Below are 16,291 nucleotides of genomic sequence, written 5' to 3'. Positions count from 1 at the left end.
TATGGTTGGGGGCATTCGTTTGGATGCCCCCAATTTCTATAGTCAGGTGGTTTCGCAAAGATGAAGAAATTTACCCGCGACGAAACAGTAAAAATTTTACATGAGTCGAGTATTGCTTATCGTGAGAAACTCGCGGGACGAGTGTTTGCTGTCATTTATCAAGATTCTTCTGCAGGAACGGGGACGGCGTGGAAACGGATTGTTTTTTCGGAGAGTAATTTTACGCATTTGACGGGAGTTTGCTATGCGGAGCAGGTGACGCCGAAGGTGTTCTTTCAGATGTGCTGCAACAATAGATTGTCGCCTACAAAAGTTCAATTCAGAAAAGATGGAGTAACACATCTGAAACTGGCTGTTCTTCCCTATCTGGCAGACGTTTTGTATCATAAGTTTTGGATTGGTATATCACTCCATAACGATGTGTACATCAATGCTGATTATTTTGTTGGCGATACAAAGAATCGCCTTAGTTTGGGGATTCGCCAGACAGGCAATAAAGATGTTCCTGTGTCATTAAAGAATCAGTCGGTACGGGACAATGTTGATGTGCTGAGGAAGGTCTATGCAGTATATTCTAAGCGCGCTGGAACAAAAGAAGCGTGGGTATGCGTATACGTTGATGAGAAGATTGTGCATGAAATCAATCAAGATGTGCTTCCGCAGGATATACGGGATGCGATGAAATGAATACGATAAAGAGCGCCCCATCGACGATACTGTGTCGATGGGGCGCCCTTTTGCTAGGGAATCGCTGATAAAATCAGGTGTTTATCAGGACTTCCCTAGTTCCGCGAGCAGTGCGCGGCATCCTGCATCCACGTCGCGGTAGGTCACGTCAAAGTTCCCTGTGTACCACGGGTCGGCAACGTCGCGGTTTTCGCCGATGTAGGAAAGGAGGCGGTGTACCTTGCCTTTGGGATCGCCGCCCGTGAGGCGGGCGAGGTCGCGCATATTTTCCTCGTCCATTCCGATGATGATGTCGTATGTGTCGTAGTCGGCGCGTGTCATGAGCGCCGCACTGCGTTTCTCGTATGGGATGGTGTGTGCGTCCAGCACAGCACGCGTGCCATGGTGGGTGTCGCTGCCGATTTCATCCGTATGGAGCGCCTTGGATGCGACACAGATGCGATCCGCCAGTCCCGCTTCGCGAACGAGATGTTTCATCACGAACTCCGCCATCGGCGAGCGGCAGATGTTGCCGTGGCAGACGAATAGAATATTTACTTTGTCTTTCGTTTTTTGTGTCATGCAGATTTTCCTTGTGCCAGTGACTCAACCTCGTGCAGGGGAATATCCAGCAGATCAGCGATCTCTGCTGTTGATTTTCCTTTGGACAGCATACGTAGGATATTATGCCGACGCTCCTCCGTGCGCCCTTTACTAAGTCCCTCCTGACGACCTCTTGCCATCAGTTCTTCCATGATTTCACACACAGAGCTTACCCCCTTTTCCTGTTCTTTGAAAAATGATGTCCGATCAGCGAGTTCTTTGTAATTCATCTCTGCCGGGTTCGGGCGGAAGATATTCCCATACGTATTATAGCAAATTATGGCTTAAGGAAGCACTGATAAATTCAGCACTACCATCTTGACGCATCTTTTTCGCCCGCACTTCGGCGGAAAATCCTCCACATAGCCTTTGCTATGCGTCCGGTTTTCCTCCTTGTTCGGACAAAAAATCTACGCCAATCTGGCAGACTTCATTTTATCAGCGATTCCTTAATTCCCAAGTTTTACCGTGAACATGTTAAGCTTTCGTATATTATTGACGAATCCTGTATTGAATCGGGACTGCGAAAGTTGAAATGTTTTTATGAAGGTGTTAGAATACAAATGGATTTGTGTGTCTAGTACAATGGCACCTCAGATGAGGAAGAGTGTTCGACAGCATCATGTAGGAGTTGAGTTCGATCGTGCATAGTGGAATGTATCATCGCAGATGGAAGAAGGCGCATAGGGGCGCAGCGGCGCTGCTCTGCACGGCGGTGCTCTGTGCGGGAACGGCAGCAGATGCCGCACCGTCGCTTGCACGGCCTGAGGCGGATATTGCAGGTGAGCTGCTGGCGCCGGAGATCGGCGTGGAGGATCGGACGCCGACGTATCAGCAGGATCACTATGATGCGACGTTTACGGTGGAGAACTTCATTCTGGAGGCGCCCGATCTGAATCTAGACAAGGCGCCGCTTGTCACGCTCCTGCAGGAGGGGATGGGCAAGGGCAAGACGATTGCCGATCTGCGCCGTACGGTGGATGCGCTGACGACATACTGCCGTACCCACGGCTATCCCGCCGCGGCGGCGTACCTTCCGCCGCAGGACAGTCCGGACGGGACGGTCGTCCTGCGCATCATCCCGGGACGCTATGATGAGATCACGATTGACAATCGCAGCCGCCTCAAGACGCCCGTGGCACAGCGTATCATTGCGGCGCTGAAGGCGGATGACATCATCACGACGGATAAGCTCGAGACGGCGCTCTACTCGGTGTCGGATGCGACAGGCGCACGCGCGGTCGGTGTGCTGAGCCCCGGCAGGGAGTTCGGCACGAGCAAGCTGACGGTGCGCATCGAGGACTCGAAGGAGTCCAATACGATTTTCTACGTGGAGAACTACGGCAGCCCCTCGACAGGACGCTACCGCTACGGTCTGCAGGAGACGCTCTACGATCCGTCGGGCACAGGCGACAAGGTGAATGTCGGCGGGCTGATCTCCAATGGGAGTCTGCGCAATTTCTACGCGAACTATGAGACGGTGGTCGGACGCGGCGGCTCGACCCTCGGTGTGGGCATTTCGCGCATGAACTACGAGGTCGGCGGACAGCTCGCAAAGATCGGCGCAGAGGGCAAGTCGACGACGGTGACGATCTTTGGACGCGTGCCGATTTTCCATCAGACGGACCGCAGTCTCGCTCTGCGTTATGGGTACAACTACCGCGATCTGGAGGACGACATTACGGCGTTTGACCTCGAGGGAAAGAAGCATACGCACAGCATCTACGCGGGGCTGGTCGGTTCGCAGCAGTCGGGCGGGCTGAGTCTTGACTACAGCACGAATGTGACGCTTGGCACGTTGAGCTATGATTCGTTCTACAGCACGGTGCTCGGCATGGTCAACAATGTCGACGAGGGGACGTATGCCAAGCTCGAGGCCGACCTGACGGCCGTGCAGAAGATTGGGCACGCGACGGATTTCCTCGTGAAGGTGTCGGGGCAGAAGGCGAGCCGCAATCTCGACAGCTCGGAGGAGTTCTACCTTGGCGGCCCGAATGGCGTGCGTGCCTACGCACAGGGCGAGGGCTCGGGCGATGAGGGCGTGCTCGGCACAGCGGAGCTGCGCTACCATACGCCTGTGCGCGGATTGACGCTCAGCACGTTCTACGATACGGGCGTCGTGCGCGTGAGCAAGAGCCCGGTGGGCGAGGGAGACAACCACGTGTCGCTGCGCGGCTGGGGAATCGGCGCAGCGTACAGCGCACCGGGCGACTGGTTTGCACGTCTCGACTATGCACGGCGCATCGGTTCGGATTCGTCGGTCGCACCGAAGAATAACGCACGCGGCCGCGTCTGGTTCCAGCTGGGCAAGATATGGTAAGCAGCGATTGATGCGATGCGCCCCCTCTGCGCGCTTGCTGCGCTGACGGGGGCGCGTTATTTCTGCGGAGCGGGATGGGGATATGAGACTGAGGAGAAAGCCGTGGATTGACGCGGCGATTTTGGACTATGCGGCGTTTGTCACGCCGCTCGGCGGGGACTGGACGGGCTCAGCCGGGCACTGGGCGGAGCAGTTCGGACGCAGTGCGCCTCTTCACGTGGAGATCGGTGTCGGCAAGGGGGATTTCCTGACGGAGCTTGCGGCACGCCATCCCGAGGTGAATTACGTCGGACTCGAGGCGCAGCAGGGCGTGCTTTACTTCGCGGCACGTAAGGCCGCAGAGCGGGAGCTGACGAATGTCCGCCTGCTCGTCTTCGACGCGGCGCGTCTGACGGAGCTTTTTGCCCCGCATGAGGTCGATCGCATCTATCTGAACTTCTCCGATCCGTGGCCGAAGGCGCGGCATGCGAAACGCCGCCTGACGAACGAGGTGTTCCTCGCGCGTTACCGCACGGTGCTCAGGGAGGGCGGCGAGATTCGTTTCAAAACGGATAATACGGGGCTCTTTGCCTACTCGCTTGAGACCATGGAGCGTGAGGGGTGGCGTCTGACGGATGTGACGCACGACCTCCATGCACTCGGCGAGGCGGACAATATCATGACGGAGTATGAGCGAAAGTTCAGCGCACGCGGCGCAAAGATCGGGCGGCTCGTGGCACATCGCCCCGCAGGGGATATGTGATGCACACGCGGTATACGCTCTTTAAGAGCGAGACGGAGCCAATCGTCATTGTTATGGTGATTCTCCTCGTGACAGGAACGATCAATGTGTTCAGTTCGAGCTATGTGCTGGCGGCGATGAACTTCGAGAATCCGTATTATTTTCTGCAGCGGCATCTCCAATGGCTCTTGCTCGGCACGATTGCCTGCTGGCTCTGCCGGCGGATGAACTATCAGCGACTGCGCGGGCTCATGTTCATCGGGCTGGGGATTAATCTCTTCCTGCTCGTGGCGGTGCTCTTTGTGGGGACGACGATTAACGGCGCGCAGCGATGGATCGCCCTTGGCCCCTTGAGCTTTCAGCCGGCGGAGTTTGCCAAGCTCATGGGCGTGCTCATGGGCTCGTTCTCGATCTCGGCGGTGCTCGCAAAGGAGCGGTTCCGCATGGACCGCGACTGGCCGCGTGTTGCAATTCCGTTTGGCGCGATTCTCCTCATGGCGTTTCTCGTCTATCGTGAGCCGGACTTTGGAACGGCGTGCATCGTGTTCGGTGTGCCGCTTTTTATGGCACTCGTCCTGCTCGTTCCGCCGCGCCGCTGGGTGCTGATCCTGATCCCTGTCGCATTGGCGGCGCTTGCGATCGGAACGCTGCAGCCCTATCGCATGAAGCGCATGGAGGTGTGGCTCGATCCGTGGTCGGATGCACGGAACGCGGGCTATCAGATGGTGCAGTCCCTCTCGACGATCGGCTCGGGCGGTATTTTCGGCATGGGCTTCGGTGACGGCGTGAGTAAATATGAGTACCTTCCTGAGGCGCATACGGATTTCGCCTTTGCAATTTTCAGTCAGGAGCATGGCTTTTTCGGTGTGCTGTTGATCTTCTTCCTGTTCGCCGTTCTGCTGGTCGCGAGCATTCGCGTAGCGACGCGGGCAAAGGATACGTTCGGACAGGTGCTCGCCCTCGGCATCATCTTCCTTGTCGTCGGACAGGCACTCGCCAATCTCGCAATGGTCGCGGGACTGCTCCCTGTCGTGGGTGTGCCGCTGCCGTTCATCAGCTACGGCGGTTCGTCGCTGATCGTGACGATGGCGGGGATGGGGATGCTGCTCGGCATCGCGGACCGCAGCAAGGATGCACCGCCCGTGAAAAAAAAGAAGCATGAGCCGCCGGAGGTGCGGCGGAGCAGGATACACGTGGTGCAATAGGAAAGTATGCAGCTGCAGCATAAGGGGGCGACCCTTCATGCAGCATTTTTCGAGGAGATGTGATGTTCAGTAGTTTTGTTCTGGGGATGCAGCAGGATGTGAAGATGTTCCTCCTGCCGCCGCTGCTATGCGCCGTATTCCGACTGATCTTCATCTTGGTCTATCGTCCGAAGAAGTCACCGTACGGCGAGTGGAGGAAATGGCTGACATGCTTCCGCTACGGTTTCTGGTGGGGGATGGATGTCAACGCATATCTCTATCTCGCCCTCCTGCTCCTCGTCTCTCTGCCGGGAGCGTTTTTTCCTGCGTACTTTGCCGTTGGGGATACCGTGCGGCTGGCGGTATTTCTCCTCTACGCCGCTGTCCTTTATACGGCGTTTCTCGGGAAGATGATTTTCTATTCACATTTTCACGATACGTTCAATCCAATTCTCCTGCTTGGACGCAACGCCGACAAGCGAAATCTGGCGGATATTTTCTTTCATCAGAACCACGGCGCGTGGCTGCTGCTGAGCTATCTGCCCTATCTGGCGTTCTGCTATGCCGCAGGGAATGCTCTTTTGGCACTGCCGCCGTTTGCGTATCCGACACTGGCGGATGGGACGGGGCAGTATGCAGCGAACGCGTGTGTATTCGTACTGTCGATTGTGTTTTTTTACTGGCTGCGCTATGGAGGGACGCTGCGTCACCGCAAAAAGCCGGAGTGGGACGAGGTACCGGTCACGGTCAAGGAGGATGTGTTCCTCGGCAAGGCGACGATGGATGACCTCATTGCACTGAAACTGCTGCGGCGGCGCACTGTTCATGCGGCGATGCGGCACACGGATGCGGATACGGCGGCGATCCTGCCCGCCATTATTTCCTCTGATGCACCGCTTCTGCCCGATCCTCTGTGCGCATTTGCGCGGACGGCACGGGGCGCAGTCATCACACCGCCGCGCCGCATTTTCTTTCTGCTCGCAGAGAGCTACGGGCAGGTGCATTTTGATGCATCGTACGCGGCGCTGGGGCTGATGGAGGCAGGGGCGCGATTCCGCGCGGAGGAGCATACCGTCTGCATCGACAATTTTCTCTCGGGCGGCATGATCTCACAGCCGTCGCTCACGAGTCTGCTTACCGGTGTCTACGATGCGGACTTGGAGCTGAACGAAAATGTGCTCTTCTGGGAGTGCACGCTGCCGACAGCTCTGCCGCTCATCCTCAAGCGTCTCGGCTATCGTACGTCTTTCTGGTATGGCGGGGGACTGAACTGGGGGAGCTTGACGCATTTCATCCCGGCGCTTGGCTTCCATGCGGCGTACGGCGGCCCCGATATATGCCCGCCAGGTGCACCACGCACATGGCTCGGGGTCTACGACCATCTTTTCCTCGCGGAGGTGGGGCGGCGGATACGCGCGGAGGACGATGTCCCATCGTTTCACTTCATCTATACGACGTCGAATCATGGCCCGTATCTGCTCCCGTTTGAGGAGTATGGATTCGACGCGAGGCGACTGACAGACCGCGGCGTACGGAAGGACTCACTGAAGTATCGCGGTCTTGCCTGTGCATGGTATGCCGATCAGGCACTCTGTCGTTTTATTGACGAAATGCGGGCGGTTTATCCCGACAGCCTCTTCATCGTGACGGGTGATCATGTGGGCGGAGAGTTCCCGTTGATTCCGGGGGTGACAGAACGCAGAGAGCTGCTGCTGCGCGAGCGGCTGATGACCTCGTTCTCGATGCATCATCCGCAGCTGACGAAAGTGGATTTTGCGGGGAACATGATCGGCGGGCACATGAACATTCTGCCGACACTGATCGAACTGATTGCGCCGCAGGGGTTCTCCTACTACTCCATTGAAAAACCGCTGACGGAGCGTCTCGACCATGTCGTTACGCCATACGCATGGCTGACGCAGGAGGAGGTCGGGCGCTATCAAGATCGTACGGCACAGGCACTGACGGTGACGGCAGGAACGCTGCCGTGGCAGGTCGATACGGCGCGATTTACGGAGGAGCGCGATGCGTACGTCGAACTGACAGCGTACTATGTGCGGCATCCGGAGCTGCTGATCAGGAAAGAGGATCTTTGAGTTTTTTCTTGCTTTCGATGCAGAAAGATACGCTAGGAAAAGTGTAAATGTAAAACTTTGTAAAATATGCGTTGACAAGGGTTTTTGTGAATGATATTATGTGAAAGTCCCTTTTTGGAGGTGAACTATGTCTCTGGAGAAATTGCGCACAGCACGCTGTATTGCGGGCGTCCATCAGGTGTGTAAAGCCGTGCAGAGCGGCGCGGCAGAGGCGGTGTTCATCGCATCGGACGCGGATGATCGCGTGCTTGCTGCGCTGCTTGCGGCGTGTGCGGCGGCGGGCATCGAGCCAAACCGTACGGCGACACGGGCAGAGCTGGGCGAACATGCCCGCCTTGACGTGAGTGCTGCGGCGGTGGCGATTTTACGGAAGCACTGATGCATCCAGTTTGACTGGTGTATCGGCGTCCCTACGGTAAAAACGCAGAATCTGCGTTTTCATACAAAAAGAATTGGAATGACGACAAAGGAAGGAGGTGCAGTATGCCAACGATCAATCAGCTCATTCGCAAGAGCCGGAAGAGCCTTGAGGAGAAATCGAAAGCACCAGCACTGAAGAACAGCCCGCAGAAGCGCGGCGTCTGCACGCGTGTCTACACGTCCACGCCGAAGAAGCCGAACTCTGCTCTTAGAAAGGTTGCTCGTGTTCGCCTGACGAACAGCATCGAGGTGACCGCATATATCCCAGGCATTGGGCACAATCTGCAGGAGCACAGCGTCGTCCTCATTCGCGGCGGTCGTGTCAAGGATCTGCCGGGTGTCCGTTACCACATCATTCGCGGGTCGCTCGATACCGCTGGTGTGCAGGATCGCGCACAGGCGCGTTCAAAGTACGGCGCGAAGCGTGCGAAGAAGAAGTAAGGCAGTATATCGTTAAGGAGGTTGGGCTATGCCACGTAAGGGCCCTGTGCCGAAGAGGGATGTTCTGCCGGATCCGGTATATCATTCCAAGACGGTGACGAAGTTTATCAACAAGGTTATGCTCTCGGGCAAGAAGAGCGTCGCACAGCGCGTCGTCTATGATGCGTTCGAGACGATTCGCGAGAAGACGGGGCAGGATCCGCTCGAGGTGTTCGAGACGGCGCTGCGCAACGTCATGCCCGTGCTCGAGGTCAAGGCACGCCGCGTCGGCGGTGCCAACTATCAGGTTCCGGTCGAGGTTCGTGCGGACCGCCGCATGACGCTCGGCATCCGCTGGCTTGTCGGTTATGCGCGTCTGCGCGGCGAGAAGACGATGGATGCACGCCTCTCGGCAGAGCTGATGGACGCTGCGAACAATACGGGAGCGGCAATCAAGAAGAAGGAAGATACGCACAAGATGGCGGAGGCCAACAAGGCATTCGCACATTATCGCTGGTAAGAATCGCTGATGCGAAGCTTGTCAGATTGGCATAGATTTTTCGTCCTATCAAGGAGACAAACCGGACGCAGAGTGCGCTCTGTGGAGGATTTGTCGACGATGAGAGGGCGGAAAAGATTCGCCAAGATGATGGTGCCGGATTTATCAGAGGTTACGTAATATCAGCAGTGTAAGGAGCGATAGGAAACAGTGGCAAGAGAATATTCCCTTGAAAAAACGCGGAATATCGGCATCATGGCGCACATCGATGCCGGCAAGACGACGACCACCGAGCGCATTCTCTTCTACACGGGCGTAACGCACAAGATCGGCGAGGTTCATGAGGGCGCTGCCACCATGGACTGGATGGTTCAGGAACAGGAACGCGGCATTACGATTACGTCGGCGGCGACGACCTGCCACTGGAAAGACCATCGCATCAATATCATTGATACGCCGGGTCACGTTGACTTTACGGTCGAGGTAGAGCGCTCGCTGCGCGTGCTGGACGGCACGGTCGCCGTGCTGACCGCCCGCGGCGGCGTTGAGCCGCAGACGGAGACGGTCTGGCGCCAGGCGGAGCGTTACAATGTCCCGCGCATGGCGTATGTCAACAAGATGGACATTACGGGCGCGGATTTCTTCAACGTCATGAAGATGATGCGCGAGCGCCTCAATGCGAACCCGGTGGCGATTCAGCTGCCGATTGGCGCAGAGGATGAGTTCAAGGGCATCATCGACCTCGTGAAGATGGATGCCATCGTCTACGAGGACGATCTCGGCAAGGTGACCGATGAGGTCGAGATTCCCGCCGAGTACAAGGAGCAGGCAGCAGAGTACCGCGACAAGCTCCTTGAGGCATGCGCTGAGACGGATGATGAGCTGATGGAGAAGTACCTCGGCGGCGAGGAGCTGACCGAGGACGAGATCCGCGGTGCCATCCGCAAGGCGACCATCGCCTGTGAGATGACGCCGGTGACGTGCGGCACGTCGTACCGCAACAAGGGGGTTCAGCCCCTGCTCGATGCGATCGTCGACTACATGCCCGCACCGACGGATATCCCGCCGATCGCGGGTGTGAACCCCGACACAGGCGAAGAGGATCACCGTCCGGCATCGGACAGCGCACCGTTCTCGGCACTCGCGTTCAAGATTATGACGGATCCGTTCGTCGGAAAGCTCGCGTTCTTCCGCGTTTACTCCGGCACACTGAACTCCGGCTCGTATGTCTACAATGCGACGAAGGACAGCAAGGAGCGCATCGGCCGTATTCTCCAGATGCATGCGAACAACCGCAAGGAGATCGATATCGTCTACAGCGGCGATATCGCAGCGGCGGTCGGCCTGAAGAACACGACGACGGGTGATACGCTCTGCGACGAGAACAATCCGATCATCCTTGAGTCGATGGAGTTTCCGGATCCCGTTATCTCCGTTGCGGTGGAACCCGCGACGAAGAACGATCAGGAGAAGATGGGCATCGCCCTCCAGAAGCTCGCCGAGGAGGATCCGACGTTCCGCGTTCATACGGACGCTGAGACGGGCCAGGTCATCATCTCGGGCATGGGCGAGCTGCATCTGCAGATCATCGTCGACCGTATGCTCCGCGAGTTCAAGGTCGACTGCAAGGTCGGTGAGCCGCAGGTTGCATACCGTGAGACGATTCGCAAGCAGGTCAAGGCGGAAGGCAAGTTCGTCCGTCAGTCCGGCGGTCATGGTCAGTACGGTCACTGCTGGCTCGAGCTCATTCCGCAGGAAGCGGGCGAGGGCTTCAGCTTCGAGAACAAGGTCGTCGGCGGCGTGATTCCGAAGGAGTTCATCAACCCGATCGAGGCCGGTGTTCGTCAGGCAATGGAGAGCGGCGTTGTCGCAGGCTATCCGATGGTCGACATCAAGGTCATCGTCTACGACGGTTCGTTCCACGAGGTTGACTCCTCCGAGGCGGCGTTCAAGGTCGCCGGCTCGATGGCGTTCAAGGCAGGCGCGGAGAAGGCAAACCCCGTTCTCCTCGAGCCGTACGTCAAGGTTGAGGTCACGGTGCCTGAGGAGTATATGGGCGACGTTATCGGCGATCTGAACTCCCGCCGTGGACGCATCGACGGCATGGAGCCGCGCAACGGCGTGCAGGTCATCAATGCGTACGTTCCGCTCTCGGAGATGTTCGGCTACTCGACGGATCTCCGTTCCAAGACCCAGGGTCGAGGGAACTACTCGATGGAGGTTTCCTTCTACGACGAGGTTCCTAAGAATATAGCTGACGCTGTTGTCGCCAAGAACAAAGGCGAATAAGGAGGAATTGTTAAATGGCAAAGGAAAAGTTTAACCGCAGCAAGCCCCATGTCAACATCGGCACGATCGGTCACGTTGACCACGGCAAGACGACGCTGACGGCGGCGATCACGAAGGTTCTCTCCGAGAAGGGCTATGCGAAGTTCGAGGACTATGCGGACATCGATAAGGCACCGGAGGAGCGTGAGCGCGGCATCACAATCAACACGGCACACGTTGAGTATGAGACGGACAAGCGTCACTATGCACACGTGGACTGCCCGGGCCATGCGGACTATGTCAAGAACATGATCACGGGTGCTGCACAGATGGACGGCGCGATCCTCGTCGTCTCCGCAGCAGATGGTCCGATGCCCCAGACGCGTGAGCACATCCTGCTCGCCCGCCAGGTCGGCGTTCCCGCTATCGTTGTCTTCCTCAACAAGGTCGACCAGGTTGACGATCCCGAGCTCCTCGAGCTCGTCGAGATGGAAGTCCGCGAGCTCCTCTCGAGCTACGACTTCCCCGGCGATGAGATCCCTGTGATCGCAGGCTCTGCGCTGAAGGCACTCGAAGGCGATGAGGCAATGAAGGCAAAGATCATGGAGCTCATGGATGCGGTTGACGACTACATCCCGACGCCGACGCGCGACACGGACAAGCCGTTCCTCATGCCGGTCGAGGATGTCTTCACGATCACGGGCCGCGGCACAGTCGCGACGGGTCGTGTGGAGCGCGGCGAGCTGAAGCTGAACGATACGGTTGAGATCGTCGGCCTTCAGGATCAGGCACGCAGCACGGTTGTTACGGGCATCGAGATGTTCCGCAAGCTGCTCGACAGTGCGGTTGCCGGCGACAACATCGGCGCACTGCTCCGCGGTGTGGACCGCAAGGACATCGAGCGCGGCCAGGTTCTCGCAAAGCCGGGTTCCATCAACCCGCACACGAAGTTCAAGGCGCAGGTCTACGTCCTGACGAAGGAAGAGGGCGGCCGTCATACGCCGTTCTTCACGAACTATCGTCCGCAGTTCTACTTCCGTACGACGGACGTGACGGGTGTTGTCCGTCTCCCTGAGGGAACAGAGATGGTCATGCCCGGCGATAACGTCGAGATGGAAGTCGAGCTCATCACCCCGATCGCGATCGAGCAGGGGCTCCGCTTCGCTATCCGCGAGGGCGGACACACCGTCGGTGCGGGTCGTGTTACGGCGATTGAGGGTTAATTGAATTAACCTTGATATTCCCTAGGGAGAGGAGCGACGCGCTCGCGTCGCTCCTTTTCGAGGGAAATGACGGTACGATGAAATTGGACCGGAATTTCCGATGGGGAGTAGAATAAAAACTTCTTTTCATCTTTTGGAATCATACGACAGACGACGTACTCCATGCGATGACATGGCAGATGGCTATGCCCCGATGGGGCAGAGGGAACTGCCGTGGAGAAATGTTTGGGGCGGGACCCCGGACGAAGGAGGAAAACTACTTTGGCGAAACAGCAGAAAATCAGAATTCGTTTGAAGGCCTATGACCACAAGGCACTCGATCAGAGTGCGGCGAAGATCGTCGACACGGCGAAGAAGACGGGTGCGATGGTCTCCGGGCCCATTCCACTTCCGACGGAGAAGAATGTCTACACGATTCTCCGTTCCCCGCATGTCAACAAGGACTCGCGTGAGCAGTTCGAGATGCGCACGCACAAGCGTCTCATCGACATCCTGCAGCCGACGAACAAGACGGTCGATTCACTCATGCGTCTCGATCTGCCGGCTGGCGTTGACATCGAGATTAAGCTCTAATAGGAGGTGGATGCCTTGGCTAAGGCTATTTTAGGAAGAAAACTGGGTATGACTCAGATCTTCACAGAGGAAGGCCGCGTCGTCCCCGTGACGGTCGTGGAGTCCGGCAACAACTTCGTGCTCCGCAGCAAGACGGTGGAGTCGGACGGCTACAACGCTGTGCAGATCGGGTTTGGCGACATTAAAGAGAAGAACGTCACGAAGCCGCTCAAGGGTCAGTTTGAGAAGGCGGGCGTGAAGGCAGTGCGCTTCATTCGTGAGATGCGCCTTGCCGCTCCTTCCGAATACAATGTAGGCGACACGATCGGCGTCGACATCTTCGCTGAGGGCGACCTCGTCGATGTGGTCGGCACATCGAAGGGCAAGGGCTTCGCGGGCGGCATCAAGCGTCACAACTTTGCGCGCGGCCCCATGGGCCACGGCTCGAAGTCGCACCGTGAGCCGGGCTCGACGGGTGCGATGATCTCCGGTCCGGGCGGACGCGTCCTCAAGGGCAAGAAGCTCCCGGGCCGCATGGGAGGCGAGCGCGTCACCGTGCAGCGTCTGACGGTCGTCCGTGTGGACGCCGACCGCAACCTCATTCTCATCAAGGGCGCGATTCCGGGCCCGAAGAAGGGATTCGTTGTGATTAAAGATACCGTAAAGCCTCTTAAGGCAGCGAAAGAATAAGGAAGGAGGAATCGCAGTATGGCAAATGTAGCAGTCTATGATATGGCGCACAACCAGGTTGGCGAGATCAGCCTGAACGATGCGTTCTTCAATGTTGAAATGAATGCCGGCCTCCTTCATCAGGCGGTTGTCCTCCAGCTCGCGTCGCAGCGGCTTGGCACGCATGCCACGAAGACGCGCGGTCTCGTGCGCGGCGGCGGACGCAAGCCGTGGCGTCAGAAGGGAACGGGCCGTGCCCGTGCAGGTTCGACGCGCAGCCCTCTGTGGGTCGGCGGCGGCACGGTCTTTGGACCGCATCCGCGTAAGTACGGCTTCACGATGCCGCGCAAGCAGCGCCGTCTCGCTCTGAAGTGTGCGCTCTCCGATAAGGTGCGCACGGGCGATTTCATCGTTCTCGATCACCTCGATTTCGATGCGCCGAAGACGAAGGCAGCAGTTAAGCTCCTGAGCGACTTCGGTGTGGATGCAAAGAGCCTCTTCATCACGGCGGACGAAGCGGTGAACGTGGAGCGTTCGACGAGCAATATTCCGGGTGTAAAAGCCATCACGGCAAGTGGAATCAATGTCTTTGACATTCTCCATCACGACAAGCTCTTCATTACGAAGGATGCCATCACCCGTATCGAGGAGGTATTCGCATAATGGAAGCACGTGATATTCTCGTACGCCCGCTGATCACCGAGCGCACGACGCAGCTCATGGCTGAGGGCAAATACGTCTTCGTCGTTGCGAAGGCTGCCAATAAAATCGAGATCGCCAAGGCGGTCGCAGAGGTCTTCAAGGTGAAGGTCGCAAAGGTCAACACGGTCAACGTCACCGGCAAGAAGAAGCGCATGGGACGTACCGAGGGCAAGCGCCCGGATTACAAGAAGGCCATCGTAAAGCTTGCTCCGGGTGAGACGATCGAGTTCTTTGAAGGCTGAGACGAAAGGAAGGTACGAACGTGGCAGTAAAAACTTTTAAGCCGTATTCTGCCGGCAGACGTTTCATGACGGTCTCTTCCTTCGATGAGATCACGACGGACAAGCCGGAGAAGTCCCTGACCGTCCGCCTCACCAAGACGGGCGGGCGCAACCAGCAGGGCAAGCTGACCGTACGCCATCGCGGCGGCGGACACAAGCGCCTCTACCGCATCATCGATTTTAAGCGCACGAAGGACGGCATCCCCGCCCGTGTGGCGACGATCGAGTACGATCCGAACCGCAGCGCTCGCATTGCTCTCCTGAACTATGCGGACGGTGAGAAGCGCTATATCCTCGCGCCGAACGGCCTCAAGGTCGGCGATGTCGTGGAGTCGGGTGCCGAGGCGGATATCAAGCCGGGCAACGCACTCCCGCTGAAGAACATCCCGCTCGGTACGATCATCCATGCCGTTGAGCTGAAGATCGGCAAGGGCGCACAGCTCGTCCGCAGCGCGGGCACGTCGGCACAGCTCATGGCAAAGGAAGGCGACTATGCACTCCTGCGCATGCCGTCCGGCGAGATCCGCCGCGTGCACGTCAACTGCCGTGCGACGATCGGTGAGGTCGGCAACCTCGAGCATGAGAACATCACCATCGGCAAGGCCGGCCGCAGCCGCTGGCTCGGACGCCGTCCGGAGACGCGCGGTATCGCGATGAACCCGAACGACCATCCGCATGGCGGCGGCGAGGGCCGTTCGCCGGTTGGACGCAAGAGCCCGATGACGAAGTGGGGCAAGATTGCGATGGGCAAGAAGACGCGCCGCAAGAAGAAGGCGTCGAATCGTCTGATTGTGCATCGTAGGAAGTAATCGGCTCATGAGGGCGGCACCCATCTTGGGCATCTTTTCCGCCCTGTCTGCGGACAGCAAATCCTCCACATAGCTTTACCTATGCGTCCGGTTTGCTGCCTTGACAGAACGAAAAATTTGCTCCAATCTGAGCACCGCCCAAGAAAGCCGTATTAGCATCGCAACTTGCAGATAGAACCTCGTCGGATTGATTACCGTCCGACGAAAGGAGGAAAAACTTTGTCAAGATCGATTAAGAAAGGGCCTTTCGTCGCAGAGAGCCTGATGAAGAAGATCGAGGCACTCAACGAAAAGAATGAGAAGAAGGTTGTGCGCACGTGGTCGCGCAGCTCGACGATCTTCCCGGATTTCGTGGGTCATACGATCGCCGTCCATGACGGACGCAAGCATGTTCCCGTCTACGTGACGGAGGATATGGTCGGACATAAGCTCGGCGAATTTGCGCCGACACGTACATTCAAGGGTCACGCGGGCGAAGAGCGCAAGACCTCGCTGCGCTGATAGAGAGGAGGACGATTCGTGGCACAGGAAGTAAAGGCTACCGCCAAATACATCCGTATCGCCCCGCGTAAGGTTCGCATCGTGATGAACCTCGTGCGCGGCAAGAGCGTTGCTGACGCTCTGGCGATCCTGAAGTTCACGCCGAAGGTCGGCGCGGACGCCGTGGAGAAGGTGCTTCGCTCTGCTATCGCAAACGCGGAGAACAACTTCGACATGGATGTGGATCGACTGTTCATTTCCTCAGCTTTCGTTGACCAGGGGCCGACCTTGAAGCGCATTCATCCGCGTTCGCGTGGACAGGCGTTCAAGATTTTGAAGCACACGTCCCATATCACGGTTGCCGTAAACGAAAAGTAA

The 16,291-nt window shown here is 57.6% G+C and carries 20 protein-coding genes; 17 read left to right on the top strand and 3 right to left on the bottom strand.

The genetic code is table 11. From position 1 onward, the window contains the following. The first annotated feature begins 60 nt into the window (after positions 1-60). Positions 61-687 (top strand): PBECR4 domain-containing protein, encoded by a 627-nt coding sequence (locus C1713_RS06205; RefSeq protein ID WP_102493343.1) that lies wholly within the window; start codon positions 61-63, stop codon positions 685-687. Positions 688-771: 84 nt separating this feature from the next. Here C1713_RS06205 and C1713_RS06200 read toward each other — a convergent pair whose 3' ends face one another. Genes C1713_RS06200 through C1713_RS12395 form a run of 3 tightly spaced genes read right to left on the bottom strand, consistent with a single transcriptional unit; the run spans position 772 to position 1,679 of the window. After that, entirely contained in the window at positions 772-1,248 is a 477-nt protein-coding gene (locus tag C1713_RS06200; protein ID WP_102493342.1) for a low molecular weight protein-tyrosine-phosphatase, read from the bottom strand. Next, positions 1,245-1,499 (bottom strand): RpnC/YadD family protein, encoded by a 255-nt coding sequence (locus C1713_RS06195; RefSeq protein WP_170950785.1) that lies wholly within the window; start codon positions 1,497-1,499, stop codon positions 1,245-1,247. The genes C1713_RS06200 and C1713_RS06195 overlap by 4 nt, the downstream gene beginning before the upstream one ends. 54 nt (positions 1,500-1,553) lie before the next feature. Next, on the bottom strand, positions 1,554-1,679 hold the full coding sequence (locus C1713_RS12395; RefSeq protein WP_071586108.1) for a secretion protein HlyD: 126 nt from the start codon (positions 1,677-1,679) through the stop codon (positions 1,554-1,556). 245 nt (positions 1,680-1,924) lie between these two features. Between C1713_RS12395 and C1713_RS06180 the strand changes: the two genes are divergently transcribed. The 16 genes from C1713_RS06180 (at position 1,925) to rplV (ending at position 16,291) form a co-directional block, all read left to right on the top strand. Continuing rightward, positions 1,925-3,589 (top strand): ShlB/FhaC/HecB family hemolysin secretion/activation protein, encoded by a 1,665-nt coding sequence (locus C1713_RS06180; protein ID WP_102493340.1) that lies wholly within the window; start codon positions 1,925-1,927, stop codon positions 3,587-3,589. Positions 3,590-3,671: 82 nt separating this feature from the next. Beyond that, positions 3,672-4,331, top strand: a complete 660-nt coding sequence (trmB, locus tag C1713_RS06175) for a tRNA (guanosine(46)-N7)-methyltransferase TrmB (RefSeq protein WP_102493339.1) — start codon at positions 3,672-3,674, stop codon at positions 4,329-4,331. After that, the gene (locus tag C1713_RS06170) at positions 4,331-5,515 is read left to right on the top strand and encodes an FtsW/RodA/SpoVE family cell cycle protein (protein WP_009753868.1); all 1,185 of its coding nucleotides are present in this window, start codon (positions 4,331-4,333) and stop codon (positions 5,513-5,515) included. Before trmB ends, C1713_RS06170 begins: the two co-directional genes overlap by 1 nt. A gap of 62 nt (positions 5,516-5,577) precedes the next feature. Beyond that, entirely contained in the window at positions 5,578-7,590 is a 2,013-nt protein-coding gene (locus C1713_RS06165; protein WP_102493338.1) for an LTA synthase family protein, read from the top strand. Between the two features lie 127 nt (positions 7,591-7,717). After that, complete coding sequence (locus tag C1713_RS06160; protein ID WP_009753870.1) at positions 7,718-7,969, top strand: ribosomal L7Ae/L30e/S12e/Gadd45 family protein; 252 nt, start codon at positions 7,718-7,720, stop codon at positions 7,967-7,969. A gap of 104 nt (positions 7,970-8,073) precedes the next feature. Next, positions 8,074-8,451: a 30S ribosomal protein S12 gene (gene rpsL / locus C1713_RS06155; protein WP_006691184.1), complete on the top strand. Its 378-nt coding sequence runs from the start codon at positions 8,074-8,076 to the stop codon at positions 8,449-8,451. 28 nt (positions 8,452-8,479) lie between these two features. Then, positions 8,480-8,950: a 30S ribosomal protein S7 gene (gene rpsG, locus C1713_RS06150; RefSeq protein ID WP_006691183.1), complete on the top strand. Its 471-nt coding sequence runs from the start codon at positions 8,480-8,482 to the stop codon at positions 8,948-8,950. Between the two features lie 189 nt (positions 8,951-9,139). Next, positions 9,140-11,218 carry an elongation factor G gene (fusA, locus tag C1713_RS06140; RefSeq protein WP_009753871.1) on the top strand — a complete coding sequence of 693 codons (2,079 nt, stop codon included), beginning with the start codon at positions 9,140-9,142 and terminating at the stop codon, positions 11,216-11,218. 14 nt (positions 11,219-11,232) lie between these two features. Further along, the gene (gene tuf / locus C1713_RS06135; protein WP_006691181.1) at positions 11,233-12,420 is read left to right on the top strand and encodes an elongation factor Tu; all 1,188 of its coding nucleotides are present in this window, start codon (positions 11,233-11,235) and stop codon (positions 12,418-12,420) included. Between the two features lie 261 nt (positions 12,421-12,681). Next, positions 12,682-12,993 carry a 30S ribosomal protein S10 gene (gene rpsJ, locus C1713_RS06125; RefSeq protein ID WP_006695835.1) on the top strand — a complete coding sequence of 104 codons (312 nt, stop codon included), beginning with the start codon at positions 12,682-12,684 and terminating at the stop codon, positions 12,991-12,993. 15 nt (positions 12,994-13,008) lie between these two features. Next, a complete protein-coding gene (rplC, locus tag C1713_RS06120) occupies positions 13,009-13,662 on the top strand; it encodes a 50S ribosomal protein L3 (protein WP_102493337.1) in 654 nt (217 codons plus the stop codon). An 18-nt stretch (positions 13,663-13,680) separates the two neighbouring features. Continuing rightward, on the top strand, positions 13,681-14,304 hold the full coding sequence (gene rplD, locus C1713_RS06115; protein WP_009753873.1) for a 50S ribosomal protein L4: 624 nt from the start codon (positions 13,681-13,683) through the stop codon (positions 14,302-14,304). Then, a complete protein-coding gene (gene rplW, locus C1713_RS06110) occupies positions 14,304-14,585 on the top strand; it encodes a 50S ribosomal protein L23 (protein ID WP_009753874.1) in 282 nt (93 codons plus the stop codon). The genes rplD and rplW overlap by 1 nt, the downstream gene beginning before the upstream one ends. Before the next feature lie 20 nt (positions 14,586-14,605). After that, positions 14,606-15,433: a 50S ribosomal protein L2 gene (gene rplB / locus C1713_RS06105; RefSeq protein ID WP_009753875.1), complete on the top strand. Its 828-nt coding sequence runs from the start codon at positions 14,606-14,608 to the stop codon at positions 15,431-15,433. Positions 15,434-15,652: 219 nt separating this feature from the next. After that, complete coding sequence (gene rpsS, locus C1713_RS06100; RefSeq protein WP_006695832.1) at positions 15,653-15,934, top strand: 30S ribosomal protein S19; 282 nt, start codon at positions 15,653-15,655, stop codon at positions 15,932-15,934. 18 nt (positions 15,935-15,952) lie between these two features. Next, positions 15,953-16,291, top strand: a complete 339-nt coding sequence (gene rplV, locus C1713_RS06095) for a 50S ribosomal protein L22 (RefSeq protein WP_009753876.1) — start codon at positions 15,953-15,955, stop codon at positions 16,289-16,291.

The sequence above is a fragment of the Centipeda felix genome, from assembly GCF_900186465.1.
Taxonomy (GTDB): domain Bacteria; phylum Bacillota; class Negativicutes; order Selenomonadales; family Selenomonadaceae; genus Centipeda; species Centipeda felix.
This window is presented reverse-complemented; position numbering and strand designations above follow the sequence as displayed.

Coding starts and splice junctions, on each gene's coding strand:
- C1713_RS06170 (WP_009753868.1), top strand. CDS start 4,331: ATGCACACGCGGTATACGCTCTTTAAGAGCGAGACGGAGCCAATCGTC.
- C1713_RS06195 (WP_170950785.1), bottom strand. CDS start 1,499: ATGAATTACAAAGAACTCGCTGATCGGACATCATTTTTCAAAGAACAG.
- C1713_RS06180 (WP_102493340.1), top strand. CDS start 1,925: ATGTATCATCGCAGATGGAAGAAGGCGCATAGGGGCGCAGCGGCGCTG.
- rpsG (WP_006691183.1), top strand. CDS start 8,480: ATGCCACGTAAGGGCCCTGTGCCGAAGAGGGATGTTCTGCCGGATCCG.
- C1713_RS06200 (WP_102493342.1), bottom strand. CDS start 1,248: ATGACACAAAAAACGAAAGACAAAGTAAATATTCTATTCGTCTGCCAC.
- rplW (WP_009753874.1), top strand. CDS start 14,304: ATGGAAGCACGTGATATTCTCGTACGCCCGCTGATCACCGAGCGCACG.
- C1713_RS06160 (WP_009753870.1), top strand. CDS start 7,718: ATGTCTCTGGAGAAATTGCGCACAGCACGCTGTATTGCGGGCGTCCAT.
- C1713_RS06205 (WP_102493343.1), top strand. CDS start 61: ATGAAGAAATTTACCCGCGACGAAACAGTAAAAATTTTACATGAGTCG.
- trmB (WP_102493339.1), top strand. CDS start 3,672: ATGAGACTGAGGAGAAAGCCGTGGATTGACGCGGCGATTTTGGACTAT.
- tuf (WP_006691181.1), top strand. CDS start 11,233: ATGGCAAAGGAAAAGTTTAACCGCAGCAAGCCCCATGTCAACATCGGC.
- rplD (WP_009753873.1), top strand. CDS start 13,681: ATGGCAAATGTAGCAGTCTATGATATGGCGCACAACCAGGTTGGCGAG.
- C1713_RS06165 (WP_102493338.1), top strand. CDS start 5,578: ATGTTCAGTAGTTTTGTTCTGGGGATGCAGCAGGATGTGAAGATGTTC.
- rpsL (WP_006691184.1), top strand. CDS start 8,074: ATGCCAACGATCAATCAGCTCATTCGCAAGAGCCGGAAGAGCCTTGAG.